This window comes from Lentzea sp. NPDC102401, assembly GCF_044765805.1.
Taxonomy (GTDB): Bacteria; Actinomycetota; Actinomycetes; order Mycobacteriales; family Pseudonocardiaceae; genus Lentzea; species Lentzea sokolovensis.
The window spans coordinates 49,171-71,644 of sequence record NZ_JBIWKS010000014.1 but is presented as its reverse complement, the minus strand read 5'-3'; the positions used below and the strand labels follow the sequence as shown (position 1 = coordinate 71,644).

Genomic DNA, 22,474 nt, shown 5'->3' with positions numbered 1-22,474 from the left:
GGGGGGGGGGGGCGCCCCCCCCCCCCCCCCCCCCCCCCCCACGGCGGGGGGGGGGGGGGGGTGGGCCCCCCCCCCCCCCCCCCCCCCCCACCACACGGTCATGGCTAAATAGCTTCCAGGCGCACGATCACCGACTTGGAGGTAGGCGTTCCCGAGATGTCCGCCTTGGAGTCCAGCGGCACCAACGGGTTCGCCTCGGGGAAGTACGTGGCCACGCATCCCCGCGCGGTCGAGTAGGAGACGATCCGGAACGACTCGGCGCGGCGTTCGACGACGCCCGTCGGGTCGTCCTTCCACTCCGAGATGATGTTCACCATCTGCCCGTCGGAGAACCCCAAGGCCTTGATGTCGTCGGGGTTCACGAACACCACGCGACGGCCGTCCTTCACGCCGCGGTAGCGGTCGTCCAGGCCGTAGATCGTGGTGTTGTACTGGTCGTGGCTGCGCAGGGTCTGCATGATCAGGCGGCCCTCGGGGATCTCGATGACCGTCATCTCGTTCGCCGTGAAGTTCGCCTTGCCGGTCGCCGTCGCGAACTCCTGCGAGTCACGCGGCGGGTGCGGCAGCACGAAACCGTCGGGCTGACGGACGCGCGTGTTGTAGTCGGTGCAGCCCGGCACGACACGGGAGATGTGCTCGCGAACGACGTCGTAGTCCTTCTCGAACTCCTCCCACGCCACGGGGTGCGAGGTGCCGAGCGTCTTGCGGGCGAGCCGGCAGACGATCGAGACCTCGGACAGCAGCTGCTCCGACGCGGGCTTGAGCCGGCCGCGGGAGCGGTGCACGACCGACATCGAGTCCTCGACCGTCACGAACTGCTCGCCCGAGTGCTGGACGTCGCTCTCGGTGCGGCCCAGGGCGGGCAGGATCAGCGCGGTGCGGCCGTGGACGACGTGCGAACGGTTGAGCTTCGTGGAGACGTGCGCCGTCAGCGAGCACTGCTCCAGCGCCTTCTCGGTCACCGGGGTGTCCGGGGTGGCGCTGACGAAGTTGCCGCCCATCGCGATGAACACCTTGCCGCGGCCCTGGCGCATCGCGTTGATGGCGTCGACGGTGTCGAAACCGTGCTTGCGCGGCACGGAGATGCTGAACTCGTTCTCCAGCGCCAGCAGGAACTTCTCCGGCATCTTCTCGTAGATGCCCATCGTGCGGTCGCCCTGCACGTTCGAGTGGCCGCGCACCGGGCACAGGCCCGCGCCCGGCTTGCCGATCATGCCGCGCAGGAACATGACGTTCGTGACCTCGCGGATCGTCGGCACGCTGTGCTTGTGCTGCGTCAGACCCATCGCCCAGCAGGCGATCGTGCGCTTCGAGTCGACGAACATCCCGGCGACGCGCGTGATCTGCTCGCGGGTCAGGCCGGTCGCGGTGAGCACGCCGTCCCAGTCGAGTTCGCGCAGGCTCTCCGCGTACGCCTCGAAGCCGTGCGTCTTCGCCTCGATGAACGTCCTGTCGAGCTTGTCCCACTGCAGCAGCAGGTGACCGATGGCCTGGAACAGCGCCTGGTCGCCGCCGACCTTGATCTGCACGAACTCGTCGCTCAGCGCGGTGCCGCGGCCGACGACGCCCGCGACGTTCTGCGGGTTCTTGAACCGCATCAGGCCCGCTTCCGGCAGCGGGTTGATCGCGATGATCTTCGCGCCGTTCTTCTTCGCGTCCTCCAGCGCACTGAGCATGCGCGGGTGGTTCGTGCCGGGGTTCTGGCCGATGACCACGATGAGGTCGGCGAGGTCGAAGTCCTTGATCGACACCGAGCCCTTGCCGATGCCGATGGTCTCGTTCAGCGCCGAGCCGGACGACTCGTGGCACATGTTCGAGCAGTCCGGCAGGTTGTTGGTGCCGAACGACCGCACCAGCAGCTGGTAGAGGAACGCGGCCTCGTTGCTGGTGCGGCCGGAGGTGTAGAAGATCGCCTCGTCCGGTGATGACAGCGATGTCAGCTCTTCGGCGATGAGGGTGAACGCCGCGTCCCAGCTGATCGGTGTGTAATGCGTCGCACCGGGCCTGAGGACCATCGGTTCGGTGATCCGGCCCTGCTGGCCGAGCCAGTAGTCCGTCTTCGTCCGCAGGCTCTCGATGGAGTGCTCGGCGAAGAACTCGGGCCCGATTCGTCGTTTGGTGGCTTCCTCCGCGACGGCCTTCGCGCCGTTCTCGCAGAACTCCGCCATCTTGCGGTGACCCTGCGGTTCGGGCCACGCGCAACCAGGACAGTCGAAACCTTCACGCTGGTTGAGCAGTCGCAACGTCTTGACCGTGCGCCCGACACCCATCTGCTCGACCGCGCGGTCGAGCGAGACGAGAACACCGGGAATACCCGCTGCCCAGGTCTTGGGGGTGCTGACTTCGAGCGCGGACTCGTCGACGTCGTGCTGCGGGGGCTTGCTGCTCATACGTCCATTGTTCGCTGATCGAGGTCGGCGCCGCCAGCGCCCCCGAAGAACGCGGCGGCGCCGTCGACACGGGCCCCAAGGGGTTTGAACGGTCCGTGACGGTCAATTGTGAGCGCCGTCACTCTCGTCCGGCACCTCTGAAAGAGTGATCAATCGCAGCTGTTCTCGGTCGGCACCTGTCCGTCCACGGAGAAGTACTTCCTGTCGTCACCGGCGACGCCCTCACCGTGCTTGGGCGGCTCGGTGAACTGCGGCGCGAGGAAGCCGTCCTTCGCCGCCTGGCACGCGATCGAGTACTGGAAACCCGTCGAGTCCGAGGGCCACAGTCCTTCGGGAGTGATCGAGTAGGTGACCTTCTCGCGGACCGCCGCGACCATCTCCATCTGGCTGAGGAGCTTCTTCGGCTCCGGCGGCTCGAACGCGTAGGCGAACACGTAGTCCGCCGTCACGGCCGGATAGCCGTCCTTCTCCCCGAGAGTCATCTTCCCGGACACCTTGATGCCGTTCGGGAGCAGCTTCGTGCCCTGCTTGAGGCGGGTGGTCCAGCCCGCGATCTCCTTCACGACGTACTCGCGCACCTCCGGCGCCAGCATCGCGAGGAACCGGTCCGGCTTGTGCTCGCCGAGCATCACCGGGTCGAGGTGCGACGCGATGAGCGCCTGCCGGACCTGCTCGAACGCCGGATTCGCGTCCGGTGCGACGATGCCCTTGTCGCCGTCGGGCCACTGCTCCGCGGGCGTGCCGGCGAACGGGACCTCGACGTTCGCCCCCGCATGCGGCAGCTTCACGTCCGGCATCGAGACCTCGCCGAACTTCCCCGCCCGGTAGAGCCCGAACAGCACCGCGCCGATGACGACCAGGGCGATGGCGGACACGACCTTGCCGCTGTGTCTGCCTCGTCTGGCCTTGCGGCGTTGCCTGCGGACGTCCCGCCTGGCGCGCTTGTTCGCGGCGCGGATCCAGGCCGCGTCCTTCAGATCAGGATGATCATCAATGTCGTACTGCAACGTTCCCCCCAGATGTTCGGGGCACATCTTCGGTCACTCCGAACCACGCTGTCGACCGGCTTGCGGTTGCCGCGGGGGCGTTATCAGGTATCTCGTTTCAAGTCGAGACCCTGGCCTCCGTAGACTTCACGGCTGTGACTGAACTCGACACCGCAACCCAGCGTCCTGACCTCCCCGCCGCGTGGACTCCGGCGGAGGTAGAGGCGGAGCTGTACCAGCGGTGGGTCGACCGGCGTTACTTCGAGGCCGACGTCAAGAGCGACAAGCCGCCGTTCACGATCGTGCTGCCCCCGCCGAACGTCACCGGCAGCCTCCACATGGGCCACGCGATGAACCACAGCGTGATGGACGCGCTGTCGAGGCGCCGCCGCATGCAGGGCTACGAGGTCCTGTGGCTGCCCGGCATGGACCACGCGGGCATCGCGACCCAGAACGCCGTCGAGCGCGACCTGGCCAAGCAGGGCATGTCCCGGCAGGACCTCGGGCGCGAGAAGTTCGTCGAGCGCGTCTGGGAGTGGAAAGAGGAGTACGGCGGCAAGATCCTCGACCAGATGAAGCGCCTCGGCGACGGCATCGACTGGTCGCGTGAGCGCTTCACCATGGACGAGGGGCTGTCGCGCGCCGTCCAGACGATCTTCAAGAAGATGTACGACGACGGCCTGATCTACCAGGCCGAGCGGATCATCAACTGGTGCCCGCGCTGCCAGACCGCGCTGTCGGACATCGAGGTCGACCACAGCGAGGACGAGGGCGAGCTCGTCTCGATCCGCTACGGCGACGGGGACGCGTCGATCGTCGTCGCGACCACGCGCGCCGAGACGATGCTGGGCGACACCGCGGTCGCCGTCCACCCGGACGACGAGCGCTACCAGCACCTCATCGGCACCGAGGTCGAGCTGCCGCTGACCGGCCGCCGCATCCCGATCGTCGCGGACGCGCACGTCGACCCGAAGTTCGGGACGGGCGCGGTCAAGGTCACGCCCGCCCACGACCCGAACGACTTCGAGATCGGCCAGCGCCACGGCCTGCCGAACCTCACGATCATGGACGGCCGCGCGACCATCACCGCGCACGGTCCGTTCGAGGGGATGGACAGGCTCGAGGCGCGTCCGGCGATCGTCGCCGCGTTGCGCGCGGAGGGCCGGATCGTCGCGGAGAAGCGGCCGTACGTCCACTCCGTCGGCCACTGCTCGCGGTGCAACACGGTCGTCGAGCCCCGCTTGTCGCTGCAGTGGTGGGTCAAGGTCGAGACCCTCGCCGAGGCCGCGTCCGCCGCCGTCCGCGATGGTCGCACCAAGATCCACCCGGCCGAGCTGAACAAGCGGTACTTCGACTGGACCGACAACCTGCACGACTGGTGCATCTCGCGTCAGCTGTGGTGGGGCCACCGCATTCCGGTCTTCTACGGCCCGAACGGCGAGGTCGTCTGCGTCGGACCGGACGACGAGGTCCCGACCGGTGAGGGCTGGCGTCAGGACGAGGACGTCCTCGACACGTGGTTCTCGTCGGGCTTGTGGCCGTTCTCCACGCTGGGCTGGCCCGAGTCCACTGAGGACCTTCGCAAGTTCTATCCGACGTCGGTTCTCTCGACCGGCTACGACATCCTGTTCTTCTGGGTCGTCCGGATGATGATGTTCGGTCTGTACGCGATGGACGGGGTCCAGCCGTTCGACCACGTCTTCCTGCACGGCCTGATCCGCGACCAGTACGGCAAGAAGATGTCGAAGTCCAAGGGCAACGGCATCGACCCGCTGGACTGGATGGAGCGCTACGGCGCGGACGCCACCCGGTTCACGCTGCTGCGCGGCACGAACCCCGGTTCGGACATGGCCGTCGCCGAGGAGTGGGCGGCCGGCTCCCGCAACTTCACCACGAAGCTGTGGAACGCCACCCGTTTCGCTCTGGCGAACGGCGCCACCGTCGAGCGCCCGTTGCCGGAGCGTTCCGAGCTGACGGCGGCCGACCGCTGGATCCTCGACGAGCTCGACGCCCTGGTGTCCACTGTGGACAGCAACTTCGAGGCGTTCCAGTTCTCCCGTGCCTGTGAGGCGCTGTACAGCTTCACATGGGACGAGTTCTGCGACTGGTACCTGGAGATCGCGAAGGTCCAGATCGCGGACGGCCGCGCCGAGGCCACGCAGTCCGTCCTGGGCCACGTCCTCGACGTCCTGCTGCGCCTGCTGCACCCGTCGATCCCGTTCATCACCGAGACGCTGTGGACGTCGCTGACCGGCGGCGAGTCGCTCGTCGTCGCCTCGTGGCCGTCCGTCTCGGGTGCCGAGCGGGACGCCGACGCGGCAGCGGAGATCGAGGGCCTGAAGAAGCTCGCGACCGAGATCCGCCGGTTCCGTTCCGAGCAGGGCCTCAAGCCGGGCCAGAAGGTCGCGGGCAAGGTCCGCGGCGCGTGCTGCGTCGGCCTGATCGACCAGGTCCCCTCCGTGCGGTCGCTGACGCGGCTCACCGAGCCGGGCGACGAGTTCACCGTCTCCGCGACGCTCGAGGTCGGCCTGCCCAAGGGCGCGGTGAAGGTCGAGCTGGACCTGTCCGGCACGATCGACGTCGCCGCCGAGCGCAAGCGTCTCGCCAAGGACCTGAGCGTGGCGCAGAAGGAACTCGAAGGCACGACGAAGAAGCTGGGCAACGAGGCGTTCCTCGCCAAGGCGCCCGCCGACGTCAAGGCCAAGATCGAGGAGCGCAAGGCCACCGCCGAATCCGAGATCGCCCGCATCAACGAGCGCCTGGCCGCGCTCCCGGAGGCGTAAGCACCGTGGAAACGAACCTCGACGAGTTCCTCGACGTCGAGAACGAGCTCAACCAGCGGTGGCCCGAGACCAAGCTCGAGCCGTCGCTGGACCGGATCAAGGCGCTCGCCCACGTGCTGGGCGACCCGCAGACGTCGTACCCGGTCGTGCAGCTGACGGGCACGAACGGCAAGACGTCGACGTCGCGCATGGTCGATGCGCTCTTCACGCGCATCGGCCTGCGCACCGGCCGGTTCACGAGCCCGCACCTGCAGCTCGCGACCGAGCGGATCAGCCTGGACAACCAGCCGATCAGCCCGGAGCGTTATGTCGAGGTCTACCGCGACATCGAGCCGTACGTCGCGATGGTCGACTCCCAGTCCGAGATCCGGATGAGCAAGTTCGAGGTGCTCACCGGCATGGCGTACGCGGCCTTCGCCGAAGCGCCGGCCGACGTCGCCGTCGTCGAGGTGGGCATGGGCGGCACGTGGGACGCGACGTCCATCGTGGACACCCGCGTCGCCGTGCTCACCCCGATCGGCATCGACCACACCGAGTACCTGGGCACCGGTCCCGAGGACATCGCGGTGGAGAAGGCCGGCATCATCAAGCCGGGCGCCGTCGCGATCGTCGCCGAGCAGACGCCCGAGGTCATGAGGGTGATCCACGAACGCGTGGCCGAGGTGGACGCCATGATCGCCCGCTTCGGCAGCGAGTTCGGCGTCCTGACGCGCGCGGTCGCCGTAGGCGGCCAGATGATCACCCTGCAGGGCCTCGGCGGCGTCTACGAGGACATCTTCCTGCCGCTGCACGGCGAACACCAGGCGAAGAACGCCGCACTGGCGCTCGCCGCCGTCGAGGCGTTCTTCGGCGCGGGTCCCGAGCGCAAGATCGACATCGAGATGGTCCGCGAGGGCTTCGCCTCGGTGATCACTCCGGGCCGCCTGGAACGAGTCCGCTCGGCCCCCAACGTCTTCGTCGACGCCGCCCACAACCCGCACGGCGCCGCGGCTCTGGCTCGCGCGCTGGAGTCGGAGTTCGGCTTCCGCAAGCTGGTCGCCGTCGTCTCCGTCATGTCCGACAAGGACGCCGAGGGCATCCTGGCCGCGCTGGAGCCGGTCGTGCAGGAACTGGTGATCACCACCAACTCCTCCCCGCGCGCCATGGACCCGGACGTCCTCGCCGGCCTGGCCGTCCCGATCTTCGGCGAGGACCGCTTCGAGGTACGCCCCCGCCTGGTCGACGCCATCGAGGAAGCCATCCACCTCATCGAGGACGAACAGTCCGGCGGCGGCGTGATCGTCACCGGCTCCGTCGTCACCGCAGGCGAAGCCCGCGCGCTGTTCGGAAAGGAGCCGGCATGACCACCCCGGCCCCTCTGAAGAAGGACCCGATGAAGGCGTTCCGGGGCATCATGGCCGGCACGCTGATCCTTGAGGTCATCGTCGTCGCCCTGGCCCTCCCGGTGATCGCCAAACTGCACGGCGGCGTCACGTCCCTGGTCGGCTGGATCGCCTTCGGCTTCATCGCGGTGTTCATCGCGATGTGCGCGTTCGTCCGCAAACCGTGGGCGATCGGCGCCGTCGTCGGCCTGCACGTGCTGCTGATCGCCACCTGGCTGCTACTGCCCGCGATGGGTGTGATCGGCGTGATCTTCGGGCTCGTCTGGGCGTACCTGCTGTGGCTGCGCAAGGACCTGCTCAAGCGGATGGCCGAAGGCCGGTTGCCTGCGCAGCAACAGAAGCAGGCCGAACAGCAGTCCTGACTGGTCGGGTCGGACACGCCCATTCCCGGGCCCAGGCGAATTCGAAGGTTCTTGTTGCGACCGGACTGCTTCTGGGCGCCCTGCGCGATTTCGCACGAGTACTTACCGGTGATGGCCGCAAGATAATAATGCGGTCCCACTGCGTCTCCTTCCCGATACCCGCTGCTTTCTCGTTGATGGGAAACACCAACGAGAAAGCAGTTCGTACCGCTGCTCGTCGCAATGCCGCGGCCACCTCGCCTTGTTCACCCGATCGTGCTTTGAAACCGGGACGGGTCCCGCGACCTGGCGCTATGCTGCTAGACGCACGATTCTGCAGGGAGGGCACTGGGGATGAGCGGGACCAAGGTCGATCTGGAGACACTGCGCGCCGCGATCAAGGAGTACGAGTCCGTCAAGGAAGAGCTCGCGCTGGCTCACAAGTCCGGTGAAGCCCTGATCACCGTCAAGGGTGCGGGCAAGGACATGCCGAGTCAGGTCTACGCGAACTGGGCGAGCGCCGCCGGCAAGGGGCACCAGCTGTCCAACGAGCAGTTGCAGCAGACGCTCGACACTCGGATCGAGAACTTGAAGGCCACGCTGCGGCAGTACGAGCAGACCGAGCAGGGCAACCTGGACAACCTCAAGTAGAAGGACTGAGCTGTTGCGCATCCGAACCATCGTCGCAGGCATCGCAGCACTCGCACTGCTGGCCGGCTGCGGCGACAGCGGTGGTACGACCGGCACGCCGACCACCGCCACCCAGTCGAGCAGCACCAGCGACAGCGGCGGAGCTCCCAAGATCGAGAACCCGCTCGACGTCAAGGCCTTCGAAGCCGACCCGTGCAGCACGGTCACTCCGGCTCAGGTTGAGGCGTTCGGGCTGCCTGGGGTGACTGGAAGGGTGAACACCACCTCACCCGGTGCTTCCTGTGCCTGGTTGGGATTGAGCATTCCGGCGAAGATGGCCCCCAGCGTGACGATCCTGCCGGAGGGTACGAACCTCTCCACCATCCTCCCGAACAAGGACACGACGTACGAGAAGTTCGAGTCGCTGCCCGCGATCCAGGGCTACCCGACGTACATGGCGCTGGTCGCGGACAGCCGAAAGAACGGCTACTGCTCTGTGCTCGTCGGGGTCTCCGAGCAGAAGGCGTTGCTCATCTCGCTCCAGAGTGACCAAGGCAGTCCTAGGTTCGCCGACCCGTGTGCCGCTATCACCGAGTTCGCCAATCTCGCCGTCACCACGATCAAGGCAGGTGCGAAATGACACGGCCCGCGCCCAGTTGCTTCACCGAGGACAACACCAGAGCCGAGGGGTTGTCGGGAGCTCAGATCTACTCCCAGATGACCAGCGGTCCCGGTACGGGGTCGGCGCAGGCCGCGGCGACCACCGCCGCGGCGTTGGAGCGCGGCTACGCCGGCATCGAGGCGCGGCTCAGGCGGGTCGGCGAGACGCTCGGCGAGGCGTGGACCGGGGCCAGTGCGGACGGCGCTCAGGCCGCCGCCAACCCGATCAACCAGGCCATGATCCAGATGCAGGACGCGCTGCGGCAGGCCGATCACTCGATCTCGAACCAGGTCTACCAGTTCAACCTGAACAAGAACCAGCTCAAGGACATGCCGGCGGCCAAGCCGGACACGAGCTTCTGGGACGACGCGACTCCTTGGGACACCGACACCGAGGACAAGGTCAACAGCTACAACGCTGAAGAGAAGCACAACCGCGAGGTCTACAAGGAGTTCCAGAGCGCCAGCAACACCAACCGCGGTGAGCTGCCGAAGGAGTTCCCCGGCGTCACGGCCGACACGTTGCAGGTCGAGATCGCCAACACCGGTGGCAACAACGGTGAGGAAAAGACCACGACGAGCAGCACCACCACCTCGCGCTCGTCCACGTCTGGTCTCCCGAACTCCACGAGCACGCCGCAGAGCACGACCAGCACCGGCTGGACCGTGCCCACCACGAACGGCGACCAGACCACCACCACCACCACCAGCTCGTCCGACACCACGAACACCAGCAACACCAACAACACCGGCAGGCCCTCCGTCGGTGACAACCTCACCGGCAAGCCCCCGGTCGGCGGCGTGATCGACAGGCCGAACAACACCGGCCTCCCGCCCATGGGCGTGCCCGTCCGCCCCACCACGGGAGGCCCCGGCGGACCTGGTGGCACCGGCCCCGGTCGAGGCCCCGGTGGCATCGGCGGTCCCGGCGGAGCAGGCAAGTTCGGCGGCGGCGCGGGTGCGGGCGGAGCGGGCAAGTTCGGCTCCGGCGGCCTCGGCAGCGGAACAGGTGGCACGTCCGCCCAGCAGCCCGGCGGCAAGGCCGGTGTGTTCGGCGGCATGGGCGAGACCGGTGCGAACGCGGCCGGTCGAGGTGGTGCGGCAGGCGCGGCGGGTCGCGCGGGCGGCGCCGGCATGGGCGGGATGGGTGGTCAGGGCCAGAAGGGCCAGGGCGAGGACGACTTGGAGCACAAGTCCGCCGACTACCTCATCACCGAGGAGAACACGAACGAGATCATCGGTGACATGCCGATGGTCGCACCGCCGACGATCGGGGGGTGACGTGCTTCGGTCGTCCATCCAACTGTCTGACCTCGCCTTCGACGTGCTGTGGAAGCAGGAGAAACTGGGGGAGTACCACCCCGCGCTGTCCGTCGACTCGCCTGGTGAGACCGAGGACGAACGCGTGCTCATCGAGCGCGACGTCATCGGTGAGCTGCGCCGGGTCGGGCTCGACCACCCGGACGTCCGGGGCACGCTGCACCTGATCGCCAAGGCGGAGCACGACTACTCGGCCTGGATCGCGGTCACGCCGAACGAGACCAGGCCCGTGGTCGTGGCGGCGAACTCGCAGCACGGTGTGCTCGCCGTGCACGACAACGGGTTCGTGCAGCTGCACCCGATCCGGCCCGACAACGCGCCGGAGGTCCTCGCGATGCAACTGCCGGACGTGCCGGCCGGGCGTGGCGCGTCGATCAACGTGCACGCGACCGAGATCAACGTGCACCAGCCTGGCAAGGCGTCGCCGTCGATCTCGTTGCGCCAGTTGCTCGCCCAGCCCCGCCAGGGCACGGCGAAGCTGTACGCGGCGAAGCGCAACGGCGAGGGCAGGCAGCGCGCCAAGACCTTCCTCACCACGATCGACTTCGAGGACGGCCGCTGGCTCGTGGTCAAGTACACCGACCACAACCACCAGACGTGGGTGCACGCCACGCCGGCGACACGCCAGATCATCACGGACTGGCTCAAGCGCCTCACGTAAGAGATTTACCGCCGCATAACCGGACTGCCGCAGCGTCGCGGCTGTGAGAAAGCCATTCGCCATCGCCGCCGCACTGGCCGCGACGCTGCTGTCCGTAGGAATGGGCACCGCCCACGCCGAGACCGTTCCCGGTTGTGCCTCTGCCCAGCAGATCGGCACCACGGGCTACGTGAAGTACCAGGGCGCGACCATCGCGTCGGTCAAGCAGTTCGCCGGGTGCGGCAAGAACTTCGCCTACACCTGGGTCTGGGACTCCTACGCCAGGAACCACACCTACCGCGTCTCGAACTGGATCGCGGTGATCGACGGCACCGAGGAGTACCCCGGCGGCGACCTCCGCAGCGGCACCAAGCAGGAACTGTGGGGCGCCGGTGCGGCCACACTCGACAAGTGCACCCGTGCGGTCTCCAGCGTGACCGTGCCGGGCGGCGGCTACGTCAGTGGCTGGACCGACAAGCGCTGCTGAAGTTCACCTCGGGTTTCAGAACTGGCCAGAACCGGCGACTAGAAACCGCGCATGACCTTCGACCGTCGCACGTTGTTCAAGGCAGGCGCACTGGGCACGGCCGCGGCGCTGGTGCCCTCGGGCATCAGCCTCGCGAAGACCGACCGCCCGATCCTCACCCACGGCGTGCAGTCCGGCGACGTCACCTGGGACGGCGGCATCGTGTGGACGCGCGCCGACCGTCCCTCGCGGATGCTCGTCGAGGTGTCCAACGACCCCGACTTCCGTTTCTCCCGCCGCGTCCGCGGCCCGTTGCTCACCCCGGACACCGGCGGAACCGGGCAGGTCAGGGTGTCGAGCCTGCTGCCCGGCCGCCCCGCCTACTACCGCGTCACGGCCGAGGACCTGCACGGCCGCACCCGCAGCGAACCCGTCACGGGCAGCTTCACCACCGCCCCGCTCGGCCGCGACGACGTGCGGTTCGTGTGGTCCGGCGACGTCGCGGGCCAGGGCTGGGGCATCAACCCCGACATCGGCGGCATGCCGATCTTCCAGGCCATGGCCGACCGCAGGCCCGACTTCTTCGTCCACAGCGGCGACAGCGTCTACTCCGACGGCCCGATGCAGGCGAGCGTCACGCTCCCGGACGGCCGGATCTGGCGCAACGTCGTCACGCCTGAGAAGTCCAAGGTGGCCGAGACGCTCGACGAGTACCGCGGCCAGTTCGCCTACAACTTCCTCGACGACAACGTGAAGCGCTTCGCTTCCCAGGTGCCGGTCTACGCACAGTGGGATGATCATGAAGTCACGAACAACTGGTACCCCGGCGAGATCCTGGAACTTCCGCAGTACACCGAGAAGCGCGTGGACGTGTTGGCACAGCGCGCTTTCCAGGCGTTCCACGAGTGGATGCCGATCGACCGGAAGCGCGCGGTCGACGGCCGCGTCTACCGGAAGTTCGCGTACGGGCGGAACGTCGAGATCTTCGTGCTCGACATGCGCACCTACAAGGACAAGAACACCTCGCCCAAGGACCAGCCGGGCGTGATCCTCGGCGCCCGGCAGGCGAAGTGGCTCGTCGACGCGCTCAGCCGCAGCACCGCCACGTGGAAGATCATCGCGGCGGATCTGCCGATCGGACTGACCGTGCCGGACGGCGCCGACATCGAGGGCGTCGCGAACGGCCTGCCGGGCGCCCCCAACGGCCGTGAGCACGAGATCGCGTGGGTGCTCAGGGAACTCAAGCGCCGCCGCGTCAAGAACACCGTGTGGCTGACGGCGGACGTCCACTACACCGCCGCGCACCACTACTCGCCAGACCGCGCGGCCGTGGGTGACTTCGACCCGTTCTGGGAGTTCGTGTCCGGCCCGCTGCACGCCGGAGCGTTCGGCCCGAACACGCTCGACCCGACGTTCGGCCCGCAGGCCGTGTTCGTGCACGCCCCGCCCGCCGCCAACACCACGCCGCTGGACGGGTTCCAGCACTTCGGCGAGGTCAAGGCGTCGCAGCACGAGCTCACGGTGTGGCTGCGCGACGCGACGGGCGCTTCGCTCTGGTCCAAAACGCTCAGGGCCGCCTGACGCGAGACGTAGTGTCGGTGGGTGCCCATCTCGTTCGACACCTCCGGCTTCCGTCAGCTCGACCAGAACAACTGGCAGCACCCGAGCGGTGACCAGGCCGAACTGACCTACTACGGCGTGGACCCGGACCTACCCGCCGGACTGGACGACCTGCAGAGGCTCAGGCACCACCTCGCCCTGATCCACGGCGAGACCGGCTGCCTGATCGAGGCGCACGTCGTCCAGCTCGGCGGGGTGCCCGCGCTGCTGCGGATCGTCAAGATGCCGCTGCCGAACCAGCCGAACGGGCAGGGCTTCGTCTGCTCCTTCACCATCCCCAAGGCCAACTGCAGCGCGGTGCTGCAGCTCGGGGCGATGGAACGCGGCATGACGGGCACCCGCGAGGCGATCCTGGCCGCCGAGATCGGGTTCCAGAACTGGATCAAGCCGCACCCGTACGCGCCTGAACTGCAGGGCGTGCTGCCGTTCCACGCGGGCGATGACCCACGCCACGACGCACGGTTCCCCGACCACCCGTTGTCGCGCGCACGGGCGTGGGCGCATCACGTGGTCCGCACGGCACAGGTGGATCCGCAGTTCGCCTCCCTGCCGCCGTTCCAAGTTCAGCCGCCGCCACCGGTCGCGCCAGGTCAGACGCTGGTGACCGCGCTGCCGAGCCTGCCGGTCAAGGACTTCGTCGGCCTGCAGATCGGCGAGGAGACGACGTTCTGGCGGATGACGGACCCGAAGCTGCGGGAGATGCTCGGCCGTGGCCTGATGGGCCGGTCGCCGCTCGCCGAGACCAGGTTCCGCGACATGCTCATGATCGACCCCGAGACGGGCGAGGCGATGATCCCCGACCGCTTCACCACCAACGGCGAGATGACCGCGCACGGCACGCGCCTGACCCAGGTCACGCTGCACCAGGCGGACGCCGAGCTCTCGGACGAGGACGTCCTGGACGCCTTCCGGTGGGCCGGTCAGATGTGCGGCGAGGCGGCGGAACGCGGCGAGTACCTCTCCCTCGAACCGATCGAGAACCAGGGCGGGCAGGCGGATCCGCACGTCCTGCTGGCCGTGCAGCCGCACGAGGGCCAGCCGATGGCCATCGCCCAGTTCTCGCCGGCGCCGACCGAAGGACCGCTCGCCGGCTCACCGAGCCGCAGCGCGCCGGCGACCCGGGAGTCCGTCGTGGGCATCGGCCTGATCGCCGGGATGGCGGTCAACGAGTGGCGCTCGCATCCGCTGCGGATGGCGATCACCTACCAACGTCCGGCGGGCTGATCGCAAACATTTGCAGTGCTCGATGTATTGTTTCCCGCTGTTTGTCGTGGTTTCGTGCAGCAACCCTGCAAGAGTTTGCGACAAGGAGGTCGCGATGCGTCGGGTCGTCGCCGCGCTCGCTGCACTGGTTCTGCTGCCCTTCACACCCGTTCGGGCCGTTGCCGCACCACCGCAACGTCTGGCCGTGGGGGAGGTGGTGGACATAGCGCCCGGTGTGCGCGACGGGGACGCGAGACTCGCGTTGCCTCCCAAGCGGGACGACCTGCGGGGCGAGCGCTTCTACTTCGTGATGCCCGACCGGTTCGCGAACGGCGACCCGGGCAACGACCGCGGCCGCTCGAACGCCGCCGAGAACGGCTTCGACCCCGCTGACAAGGGCTTCTACCACGGCGGAGACCTCAAGGGCCTGCGCGGGAAGCTCGACTACCTCGACGGGATGGGCATCACGGCGATCTGGATGACGCCGATGTTCCTCAACCGCTGGGTGCAGGGCGACAGCGCCGGCTACCACGGCTACTGGACGCTCGACTTCACCAAACTCGACCCGCACTTCGGCACCACGCAGGAGATGCGCGACCTGATCAAGGACGCGCACCGGCGTGGCATCAAGGTCTTCTTCGACATCGTCGCGAACCACACCGCCGACGTGATCAAGTATGCCGAGAACAAGACCCAATACGTCAGCACGGGCGCGCAGCCGTACCTGGACGCGGACGGCAAGCCGTTCGACATCGCGGACTACGCGGGCAAATCCACGTTCCCGAAGCTCGACGCGAAGAAGTCCTTCCCGTACACCCCGGTCAAGGACGGCCAGACGAAGTACCCGTTGTGGCTCAACGACTCAACGCTCTACCACAACCGCGGCGACTCGACGTTCTCGGGCGAGTCGAGCGAGCAGGGCGACTTCTCCGGCCTCGACGACTTGATGACCGAGCACCCGCGCGTGGTCAACGGCATGAAGGACATCTTCACCAGCTGGATCGACACGCTCGACATCGACGGCTACCGCGTCGACACGGTCAAGCACGTCAACCTGGAGTTCTGGCAGGCTCTCGCGCCGCACGTGAAGCAGTACGCGAACCGCAAGGGCAAGAAGGACTTCTTCGTCTTCGGCGAGGTCTTCGACTCCTCTCCCGAGAACACCTCGAAGTACACGACCACCGGCAAGATGCAGGCCACGCTGGACTTCCCGTTCCAGAGCAGCGCGCTGAGCTTCCTGTCCGGCAAGGGTTCCCAGCGCCTCGGTGAGGTGCTGCTGGACGACGACCGCTACACCGACGCCGACTCCAACGCCTCCTCGCTGCCCACGTTCCTCGGCAACCACGACATGGGCCGCGTCGCGTGGATGATCCGCAACGACAAGCCGGGCATCTCGGACGCGGAACTGCTGGAGCGCCTCAAACTCGGCAACACGCTGATGTACCTGTGGCGCGGCAACCCGGTCGTCTACTACGGCGACGAGCAGGGCTTCGCGGGCACGGGCGGCGACAAGCTGGCGCGTCAGGACATGTTCGCGTCCAGGACGCCGGAGTACATGGCGGAGAAGCTCGTCGGCAGCGACCGCACCGGCGCCCAGGACAACTTCAGCACGACCCACCCGCTGTACCAGCAGCTCAAGGCCCTGGCCGCGCAGGTCGACCGCGATCCCGTGTGGCGTGACGGCAACCAGGTGCTCCGGTACGCCGACGGTGACGTCTTCGCGTTCAGCCGCATCCTCGGCCGCGAACACCTCGTCGTCGCGAACGCCGGCACCTCGCCCGCGACCGTCGCCGTGCCCGTGTCGTCCTCGGCCTTCGAGAACGCGCAGGTCCAGAACGGCCGCGTCACGGTGACCGTGCCCGCGCTGTCCTCTGTGGTGCTCAAGGGAACCAGCGACGTCGCGAAGTCGAAGCCCGCGCCCGTCCTGGTCGCCCCGGCCGCCGGAACGGTGCTGGACAAGCGCGTCGAACTCCGGGCGGACGGCATCAGCGCGCCCAACGCGGCCGCCACCTTCGCCGCCCGCGTCGAGGGCACCCGCGACTGGACGGTGCTCGGCACCGACGACGCCGCTCCCTACCGCGTTTTCGCTGACCTGTCGGCACTTCCGGGCGCGGCCGTCGGCAAGCGCGTCGAACTGCGCGTGGTGGCGAAGTCCGGTGAGATCGGCGCGGACGGCGCGTTCGTGTCGCTCGTGGCCGCGCCGCCGATCCCCGATCCCGGCACGAAGAACCCGGACTGGCTGGTCGTGCACTACGCGCGCGACAACTACGACGGCTGGGGCCTGCACGCCTGGGGCGACGTCGAGACGCCGACCGAGTGGAACGCCCCGCTGCCGTTCGCGGGGGAGGACGCCTACGGGCGCTTCGCGTGGATCAAGCTGAAGCCGGGCGCCAGGTCGGTCGGACTCATCGCGCACAAGGGCGACGAGAAGGACACGTCCGTCGACCGGTTCGTCGACCCGAGCGTGACGCCCGAGATCTGGCTGAAGCAGGGCGATCCGGCCGTGCACCCGTCCGAGCAGGCGGCGACGGGCAAGGCGGTCGTGCATTACGTCGGCGACGCGTCCGGTGCGGTGGTGCGCGTTGCCGGACGGGCTGACGTGCCGTTCACCAACGGCATCGCGGAACTTCCGCCGACCACCGACTTCTCCGTCGTGCGCGGCACGACCGTGGAGGCTTCCGGCAAGTTCACGAGTGGCCACTCGTGGGTCGCGGGCGGGAAGGTGCACGCTACGAAGGCCGCCGCCGAGAACCGGGCGGTGATCCACTACAACCGCGCGGACGGCGACTACACCGACTGGACGATGTACCACTGGACGGGTTCCGCGGAGCCGTCGCCGGGCTGGAACCAGTCGCGCGTGCCGGACGGGCGTGACCAGTTCGGCGTCTACTGGTCGGTGCCGCTCGCGGTCGGCGCGGCGGGGCTGAGCTACATCGTTCACCGCGGCGACGCCAAGGATCCGGGTCCCGACCAGTTCCTCGACCTGGGGCAGAAGGGGAACGAGGTGTGGCAGTTGCAGGGCAACGAGACGTACCTGCTGCCGTCCAGTGTCGGCCCGGCCGCCGATGACGACCTGACCAAGGCCAAGGCGATCTGGATCTCCAAGGACAAGGTCGTCTGGGACGTGCCGTCCGTGCAGTCCGACGGTTACCGCCTGGAGTACGGCTCGCGGGTGTTGCGACTGTCCCCGACGACTGAAGAGGTTCCGGCGCAGTTCCCGCACCTCAAGGGCAAGCCGGTGTTCGCCGTGCGCGGGTTCGTGGACGAGGCGTTGCGGGACAGGCTCTCCGCCGTGCACGTCGACGCGGGTGGCGCGATCCGGCACCGCACGAGCGTGCAGATCGCGGGCGTGCTCGATGACCGGTTCGCTGCTGCCGCAACGAAACTGACGTTCGGGCCGACGTTCGACCACGACTGCGCGTCGGTGAGGTTGTGGGCGCCGACCGCCTCCAACGTCAAGCTGCGCCTGTTCGACCAGCCGTCCGGGGAACCGAAGAAGGTCGTGCAGCTCAAGCGCGACGACGCTTCGGGTTCGTGGACCGGCACGGGTGACTGGAAGAACAAGTACTACCAGTTCGAGGTCGCCAACTGGCAGCGCACGGTCGTGGTCACCGACCCGTACTCCGTGGCGTTGTCGGTGAACTCGACGCACTCGCACTTCGCCGATCTCAAGGACAGCAAGTCCATGCCTGCCGGGTGGTCGAAGGATGTCGCGAAGGGCATGGGCGGCGCGATCACCGAACTGCACGTGCGCGACTTCTCGATCAACGACCAGTCCGTCCCGGCAGCGGATCGCGGCACCTACAAGGCGTTCACGCACCGCGACTCGACGGGCATGAAGCACCTCAGGACGCTGGCCGCGGCGGGCATGGACACCGTGCACCTGCTGCCGACGTTCGACATCGCGACGATCCCCGAGAAGCGCTCCGACCAGGCCACTCCGGCCTGCGACCTGCCCTCGCTGCCGGCGGACTCCGACCAGCAGCAGGCCTGCGTCGGCGCGGTCGCGGCGAAGGACGGCTTCAACTGGGGCTACGACCCGTTCCACTACGACGTGCCCGAAGGCTCGTACGCCACGGCGGACGCGCAGAACGGCTCGGCGCGTTCGAAGCAGTACCGTGAGATGGTGAAGTCGTTGCACGACAACGGCAACCGCGTGGTGGTGGACGTCGTCTACAACCACACGGCGGCGTTCGGCGACGCACCGACGTCCGTGCTCGACAAGGTCGTGCCCGGCTACTACCAGCGGCTCAACCTCGACGGCTCGGTCGCGAACTCCACGTGCTGCGCGAACACCGCGACCGAGAACGCCATGATGGGCAAGCTCGTCGTGGACTCGGTGGTGCGCTGGGCGCGCAACTACAAGATCGACGGCTTCCGGTTCGACCTGATGGGCCACCACCCCAAGGCGAACATCCTCGCGGTGCGCGCGGCTCTGGACGCGCTGACCGTCGAACGTGACGGCGTGGACGGGCGCAAGATCGGCGTCTACGGCGAGGGCTGGGACTTCGGCGAGGTCGCCGGCAACGCCCGGTTCGAGCAGGCCACGCAGGCGAACATGGCCGGCACGGGCGTCGGCACGTTCAGCGACCGGCTGCGCGATGCCGTGCGCGGCGGCGGTCCGTTCGACGACGACCCGCGCGTGCAGGGTCTTGGCTCCGGTCTGGCCGGCGACGTGAACTCCTCGCCCGCCAACGGCGACGTGGCCGCGCGGCTGGAGAACTACAGCGACCTGGTGAAGCTGGGCATGGCGGGCAACATGGCCTCGTACCGCTTCCAGTCGACGGCCGGGCCTGTCGTCACCGGCCGGGACGTGAACTACAACGGCACGGCCGCCGGGTACACCGGACAGCCGCTGGAGGCGATCACGTACGTCGACGCGCACGACAACGAGACGTTGTTCGACGCGTTGACCTACAAGCTCAAGCCCGAGACGTCCGCCGCCGACCGCGTGAAGATGCAGACGGTGGCGCTGGCACCGGCGTTGCTCGGGCAGGGGCGGCCGTTCGTGCACGCGGGTACCGAGTTCCTGCGCTCGAAGTCGTTGGACCGCAACAGCTACGACTCGGGGGACTGGTTCAACGCCTACGACCCGTCGTTGCGTGACAACGGTTTCGGCCGCGGGCTGCCGCCGAAGGCCGACAACGAGTCGAAGTGGCCGTACGCGAAGCCGCTGCTGGCCGGGCCGAAGCCGTCCTCCGCGGACATGAAGGCCTCGCTGGACGCGACCCTGGAACTGCTGCGGATCCGACAGTCGTCGCCCCTGTTCTCCCTGGGGTCGGCGGATCTGGTGCAGCAGAAGGTGTCGTTCCCCGCGGCCGCGTCCGGCGTGATCGTCATGCACGTCGACGACACGGCCGGGCCCGATGTCGACCCGGCTCGTCGCGGGCTGGTCGTGGTGATCAACCCGTACCCGACGGACCAGGCCGTGACGCTGCCCCCAGGTGACTGGAAGCCCGTGACCAGCGAGAAGAAGGTCGGTGCCGCGCGTTCGGTGGTCGTGCTGGAGCGATAGTCCCGCTGAGAAATAGTTTCGTTCTGGATTAGTTTGGTACCGTAGTGCTCATGGGCACGACGGGGTGTACTGACCTGATGATGCTTCTGCATCGGACGTCGCACGCGCTGGAGACAGAGCTGACGGCGAGGCTCGCGGAGATCGGACTGACTCCGCGAGCCCGCTGCGTGTTGTCTGTCGCGCTGGACGCGGAACGCACGCAGACGGAGATCGCCGACGTGGTCGACATCGACAAGACGACCATGGTCGTGACGATGGACGCCCTCGAATCCGCCGGGTACGCCGAGCGCAGGCCGTCGCCGACGGACCGTCGTGCGCGCGTTGTGGTCGTGACCGACTCGGGGCGCGAGATCGTGGCGAAGGCCGACGACGTGTACGCGGAAGTCGTGGGCAGTGTCCTCGGTTCGTTGCCGGACGACGAGCGTGCGGGCCTGGTCAACGGCCTGACGAGGCTGGTGGAAGGTCGTCTGGGTACTGTCGTGCCGTGTGCGAAGCCGCCGCGCAAGCGTGCTCTGCGTCATGCCGTTGGGTAGAAGATAGTCCCGTACAAAACCATCTGCTACGGTTCCTCTTATGACTTCAGGGGGACCGAAGACGGATTCGCGCTGGCTCGCGCTGATCGTGCTGTGCGCAGGGATGTTGATGATCGTGCTGGACCAGACGATCGTGAACGTCGCGCTGCCCGCGATCGAAGAAGACCTCAAGTTCGGCCAGGCCGGTCTGGCCTGGGTGGTGAACGCGTACCTGATCGCCTACGGCGGTCTGCTGCTGCTCGCGGGGCGTCTGGGCGACCTGATCGGGCACAAGAAGGTGTTCCTGATCGGCCTCGGCGTCTTCACGGTCGCGTCGCTGCTGTGCGGCTTGTCCCTCAGCGCCGAGATGCTGATCGTGTCTCGCTTTGTGCAGGGTGCGGGCGGTGCGCTGGCCACGTCCGTGACGCTGGGCATGGTCGTGACGATGTTCCCCGAGCCTGACGAGCAGAGGCGCGCCATCGGCGTGTTCAGCTTCGTCGCGGCGGCGGGCGCGTCCCTCGGCCTGTTGCTCGGCGGTGTGCTGACCGACGCCATGTCGTGGCACTGGATCTTCTTCGTGAACATCCCGATCGGCATCGTGGCCGCCGTCGCCGCCGTGCGCCTGGTGCCGGACTCCGTCGGCCTCGGCCTGCGTGAAGGCGCGGATGTCCTTGGTGCGCTGCTGATCGTCGCCGCGGTGATGCTCGGCGTCTACACGATCGTCAAGGCGGAGCACTACGGCTTCGGCTCCGCCCACACGCTGGGCCTGGGCGCCGTCGCGGTGGCGTTGCTGGCGGGATTCGTGCTGCGCCAGCGGACCGCCGCGAAGCCGTTGCTGCCGTTGCGGGTGTTCAAGTCCCGCAACGTGACCGGCGCGAACCTCGTGCAGATCTCGATGGTCGCCGGCATGTTCGGGCTGTTCTTCCTCGGCACGCTCTACATGCAGCTCGTGCTGCAGTACACGCCGTTGCAGATCGGCCTGGCGTTCATGCCCGTCGCCGCCGCGATCGCGGTGTTCTCGGTGTCGCTGTCGGCACGCCTGAACACCCGGTTCGGCGAGCGCAACATGCTGATCGTGGGGCTGCTGTTCATGCTGGTCGGCATGGTCGTGTTCACGCAGGTGCCGGTCGACGGCTCGTACCTCGCGCACATCCTGCCCGCCGTCGCGCCGCTGGGCATCGGCCTGGGCCTGTCGTTCCCGGCGCTGATGACGCTGGCGATGTCCGGTGCCTCCCACGACGAGGCGGGCCTCGCGTCCGGTCTCGTGAACACGACCGCGCAGGTGGGCGGTGCCCTGGGCCTCGCGGTGCTGGCCACGACCTCGACCACCTACACGTCGTCGCTGCTGGCCTCGGGCGTCGGGCGGCTGGAAGCGCTGACCTCGGGCTTCCACCTGGCGTTCTGGATCTCGGCCGTGCTCGTGGCGGTGGCTTTGGGACTGGCGGTGTTCGTGCTGCGGCAGGTCACCGTGTCGCGGGACGCCGGACCCGTTCTGGTGCACTGACGGAAATGCGGAGAAAAGGGTGTCGAGGTCAGCCCCGACACCCTTTCTTCTTGCCGCGGACTAGATCTGCAGCTCGGACTCGATGCGCTTGAGGTGGTGGCGTGCCAGCGCGAGGTTCGAAGAATCCCTTTCCAGCACGAGGTACAGGAAGAGCGAGCCTCTGGATTTCATGCCGCTCATCAGCCGGATCAGGTGGTACTGGCGGTGCAGCGTGATCAGGATGTCCTCGATGGTGTCGCTCAGGCCGAGGGTCTGCATCACTCGGAGCTTCGACCGGACGACCTCGGTGTTCCCGGCCGCCGCGACCTCCAGGTTCAGCCAGTCACCTCCGCCGCTGGTGCCGAGCGACATCCCGCTGTCATAGTCGACCAGCGCGACGCCGACGGCGCCGGAGATGGACATGGCCTCTTTCATTGCGATATCGATGTTCATCAGACTCCACTTTTCTGTGTCAACTGGTGATCGAGGCGACGTGACCGGTTTCTCGCTCCTCGATCGCATGCGGACACGTCTCCACATTGC

The 22,474-nt window shown here is 67.8% G+C and carries 16 protein-coding genes; 13 read left to right on the top strand and 3 right to left on the bottom strand.

Features of this window, described 5'->3' with window-relative positions; all coding sequences use genetic code 11:
* Positions 1–104: 104 nt before the first annotated feature.
* Together ACIRG5_RS37845 and ACIRG5_RS37840 are read right to left on the bottom strand one after the other, a co-directional pair.
* Positions 105–2,390, bottom strand: a complete 2,286-nt coding sequence (locus ACIRG5_RS37845) for an FdhF/YdeP family oxidoreductase (protein ID WP_402914117.1) — start codon at positions 2,388–2,390, stop codon at positions 105–107.
* 149 nt (positions 2,391–2,539) lie between these two features.
* A complete protein-coding gene (locus tag ACIRG5_RS37840) occupies positions 2,540–3,397 on the bottom strand; it encodes a hypothetical protein (RefSeq protein ID WP_402914115.1) in 858 nt (285 codons plus the stop codon).
* Positions 3,398–3,531: 134 nt separating this feature from the next.
* On the opposite strand from ACIRG5_RS37840, the gene ACIRG5_RS37835 reads away from it, so the two are divergent.
* The 13 genes from ACIRG5_RS37835 (at position 3,532) to ACIRG5_RS37775 (ending at position 21,952) form a co-directional block, all read left to right on the top strand.
* A complete protein-coding gene (locus ACIRG5_RS37835; protein WP_402914112.1) occupies positions 3,532–6,159 on the top strand; it encodes a valine--tRNA ligase in 2,628 nt (875 codons plus the stop codon).
* A gap of 5 nt (positions 6,160–6,164) precedes the next feature.
* Entirely contained in the window at positions 6,165–7,502 is a 1,338-nt protein-coding gene (locus ACIRG5_RS37830) for a bifunctional folylpolyglutamate synthase/dihydrofolate synthase (RefSeq protein WP_402914110.1), read from the top strand.
* Positions 7,499–7,903 carry a DUF4233 domain-containing protein gene (locus ACIRG5_RS37825; RefSeq protein WP_402914107.1) on the top strand — a complete coding sequence of 135 codons (405 nt, stop codon included), beginning with the start codon at positions 7,499–7,501 and terminating at the stop codon, positions 7,901–7,903. The genes ACIRG5_RS37830 and ACIRG5_RS37825 overlap by 4 nt, the downstream gene beginning before the upstream one ends.
* A gap of 333 nt (positions 7,904–8,236) precedes the next feature.
* The gene (locus tag ACIRG5_RS37820) at positions 8,237–8,533 is read left to right on the top strand and encodes a PE domain-containing protein (protein WP_402914105.1); all 297 of its coding nucleotides are present in this window, start codon (positions 8,237–8,239) and stop codon (positions 8,531–8,533) included.
* Positions 8,534–8,546: 13 nt separating this feature from the next.
* A complete protein-coding gene (locus ACIRG5_RS37815) occupies positions 8,547–9,152 on the top strand; it encodes a DUF3558 domain-containing protein (RefSeq protein ID WP_402914102.1) in 606 nt (201 codons plus the stop codon).
* Positions 9,149–10,453: a hypothetical protein gene (locus ACIRG5_RS37810; protein WP_402914100.1), complete on the top strand. Its 1,305-nt coding sequence runs from the start codon at positions 9,149–9,151 to the stop codon at positions 10,451–10,453. The genes ACIRG5_RS37815 and ACIRG5_RS37810 overlap by 4 nt, the downstream gene beginning before the upstream one ends.
* A 1-nt stretch (position 10,454) precedes the next feature.
* The gene (locus tag ACIRG5_RS37805; RefSeq protein ID WP_402914099.1) at positions 10,455–11,153 is read left to right on the top strand and encodes an ESX secretion-associated protein EspG; all 699 of its coding nucleotides are present in this window, start codon (positions 10,455–10,457) and stop codon (positions 11,151–11,153) included.
* A gap of 43 nt (positions 11,154–11,196) precedes the next feature.
* On the top strand, positions 11,197–11,619 hold the full coding sequence (locus tag ACIRG5_RS37800; protein WP_402914098.1) for a hypothetical protein: 423 nt from the start codon (positions 11,197–11,199) through the stop codon (positions 11,617–11,619).
* Positions 11,620–11,670: 51 nt separating this feature from the next.
* On the top strand, positions 11,671–13,179 hold the full coding sequence (locus ACIRG5_RS37795) for an alkaline phosphatase D family protein (protein WP_402914096.1): 1,509 nt from the start codon (positions 11,671–11,673) through the stop codon (positions 13,177–13,179).
* 21 nt (positions 13,180–13,200) lie between these two features.
* Positions 13,201–14,442, top strand: coding sequence for a hypothetical protein (locus tag ACIRG5_RS37790; protein ID WP_402914093.1), 1,242 nt, complete (start codon positions 13,201–13,203; stop codon positions 14,440–14,442).
* 94 nt (positions 14,443–14,536) lie between these two features.
* Positions 14,537–19,936, top strand: coding sequence for a pullulanase-type alpha-1,6-glucosidase (gene pulA / locus ACIRG5_RS37785; RefSeq protein ID WP_402914091.1), 5,400 nt, complete (start codon positions 14,537–14,539; stop codon positions 19,934–19,936).
* A 77-nt stretch (positions 19,937–20,013) separates the two neighbouring features.
* Positions 20,014–20,469, top strand: a complete 456-nt coding sequence (locus ACIRG5_RS37780; protein ID WP_402914088.1) for a MarR family winged helix-turn-helix transcriptional regulator — start codon at positions 20,014–20,016, stop codon at positions 20,467–20,469.
* Between the two features lie 40 nt (positions 20,470–20,509).
* Complete coding sequence (locus ACIRG5_RS37775; protein WP_402914085.1) at positions 20,510–21,952, top strand: DHA2 family efflux MFS transporter permease subunit; 1,443 nt, start codon at positions 20,510–20,512, stop codon at positions 21,950–21,952.
* A 60-nt stretch (positions 21,953–22,012) separates the two neighbouring features.
* On the opposite strand, the gene ACIRG5_RS37770 is transcribed toward ACIRG5_RS37775, so the two are convergent.
* Entirely contained in the window at positions 22,013–22,384 is a 372-nt protein-coding gene (locus ACIRG5_RS37770) for a hypothetical protein (protein WP_319981689.1), read from the bottom strand.
* Between the last annotated feature and the right edge of the window lie 90 nt (positions 22,385–22,474).

Bases quoted from the DNA above. Each gene is read 5' to 3' on its own strand.
- ACIRG5_RS37845 (WP_402914117.1), bottom strand. From the start codon at position 2,390: ATGAGCAGCAAGCCCCCGCAGCACGACGTCGACGAGTCCGCGCTCGAA.
- ACIRG5_RS37825 (WP_402914107.1), top strand. From the start codon at position 7,499: ATGACCACCCCGGCCCCTCTGAAGAAGGACCCGATGAAGGCGTTCCGG.
- ACIRG5_RS37820 (WP_402914105.1), top strand. From the start codon at position 8,237: ATGAGCGGGACCAAGGTCGATCTGGAGACACTGCGCGCCGCGATCAAG.
- ACIRG5_RS37810 (WP_402914100.1), top strand. From the start codon at position 9,149: ATGACACGGCCCGCGCCCAGTTGCTTCACCGAGGACAACACCAGAGCC.
- ACIRG5_RS37795 (WP_402914096.1), top strand. From the start codon at position 11,671: ATGACCTTCGACCGTCGCACGTTGTTCAAGGCAGGCGCACTGGGCACG.
- pulA (WP_402914091.1), top strand. From the start codon at position 14,537: ATGCGTCGGGTCGTCGCCGCGCTCGCTGCACTGGTTCTGCTGCCCTTC.
- ACIRG5_RS37780 (WP_402914088.1), top strand. From the start codon at position 20,014: ATGATGCTTCTGCATCGGACGTCGCACGCGCTGGAGACAGAGCTGACG.
- ACIRG5_RS37775 (WP_402914085.1), top strand. From the start codon at position 20,510: ATGACTTCAGGGGGACCGAAGACGGATTCGCGCTGGCTCGCGCTGATC.
- ACIRG5_RS37770 (WP_319981689.1), bottom strand. From the start codon at position 22,384: ATGAACATCGATATCGCAATGAAAGAGGCCATGTCCATCTCCGGCGCC.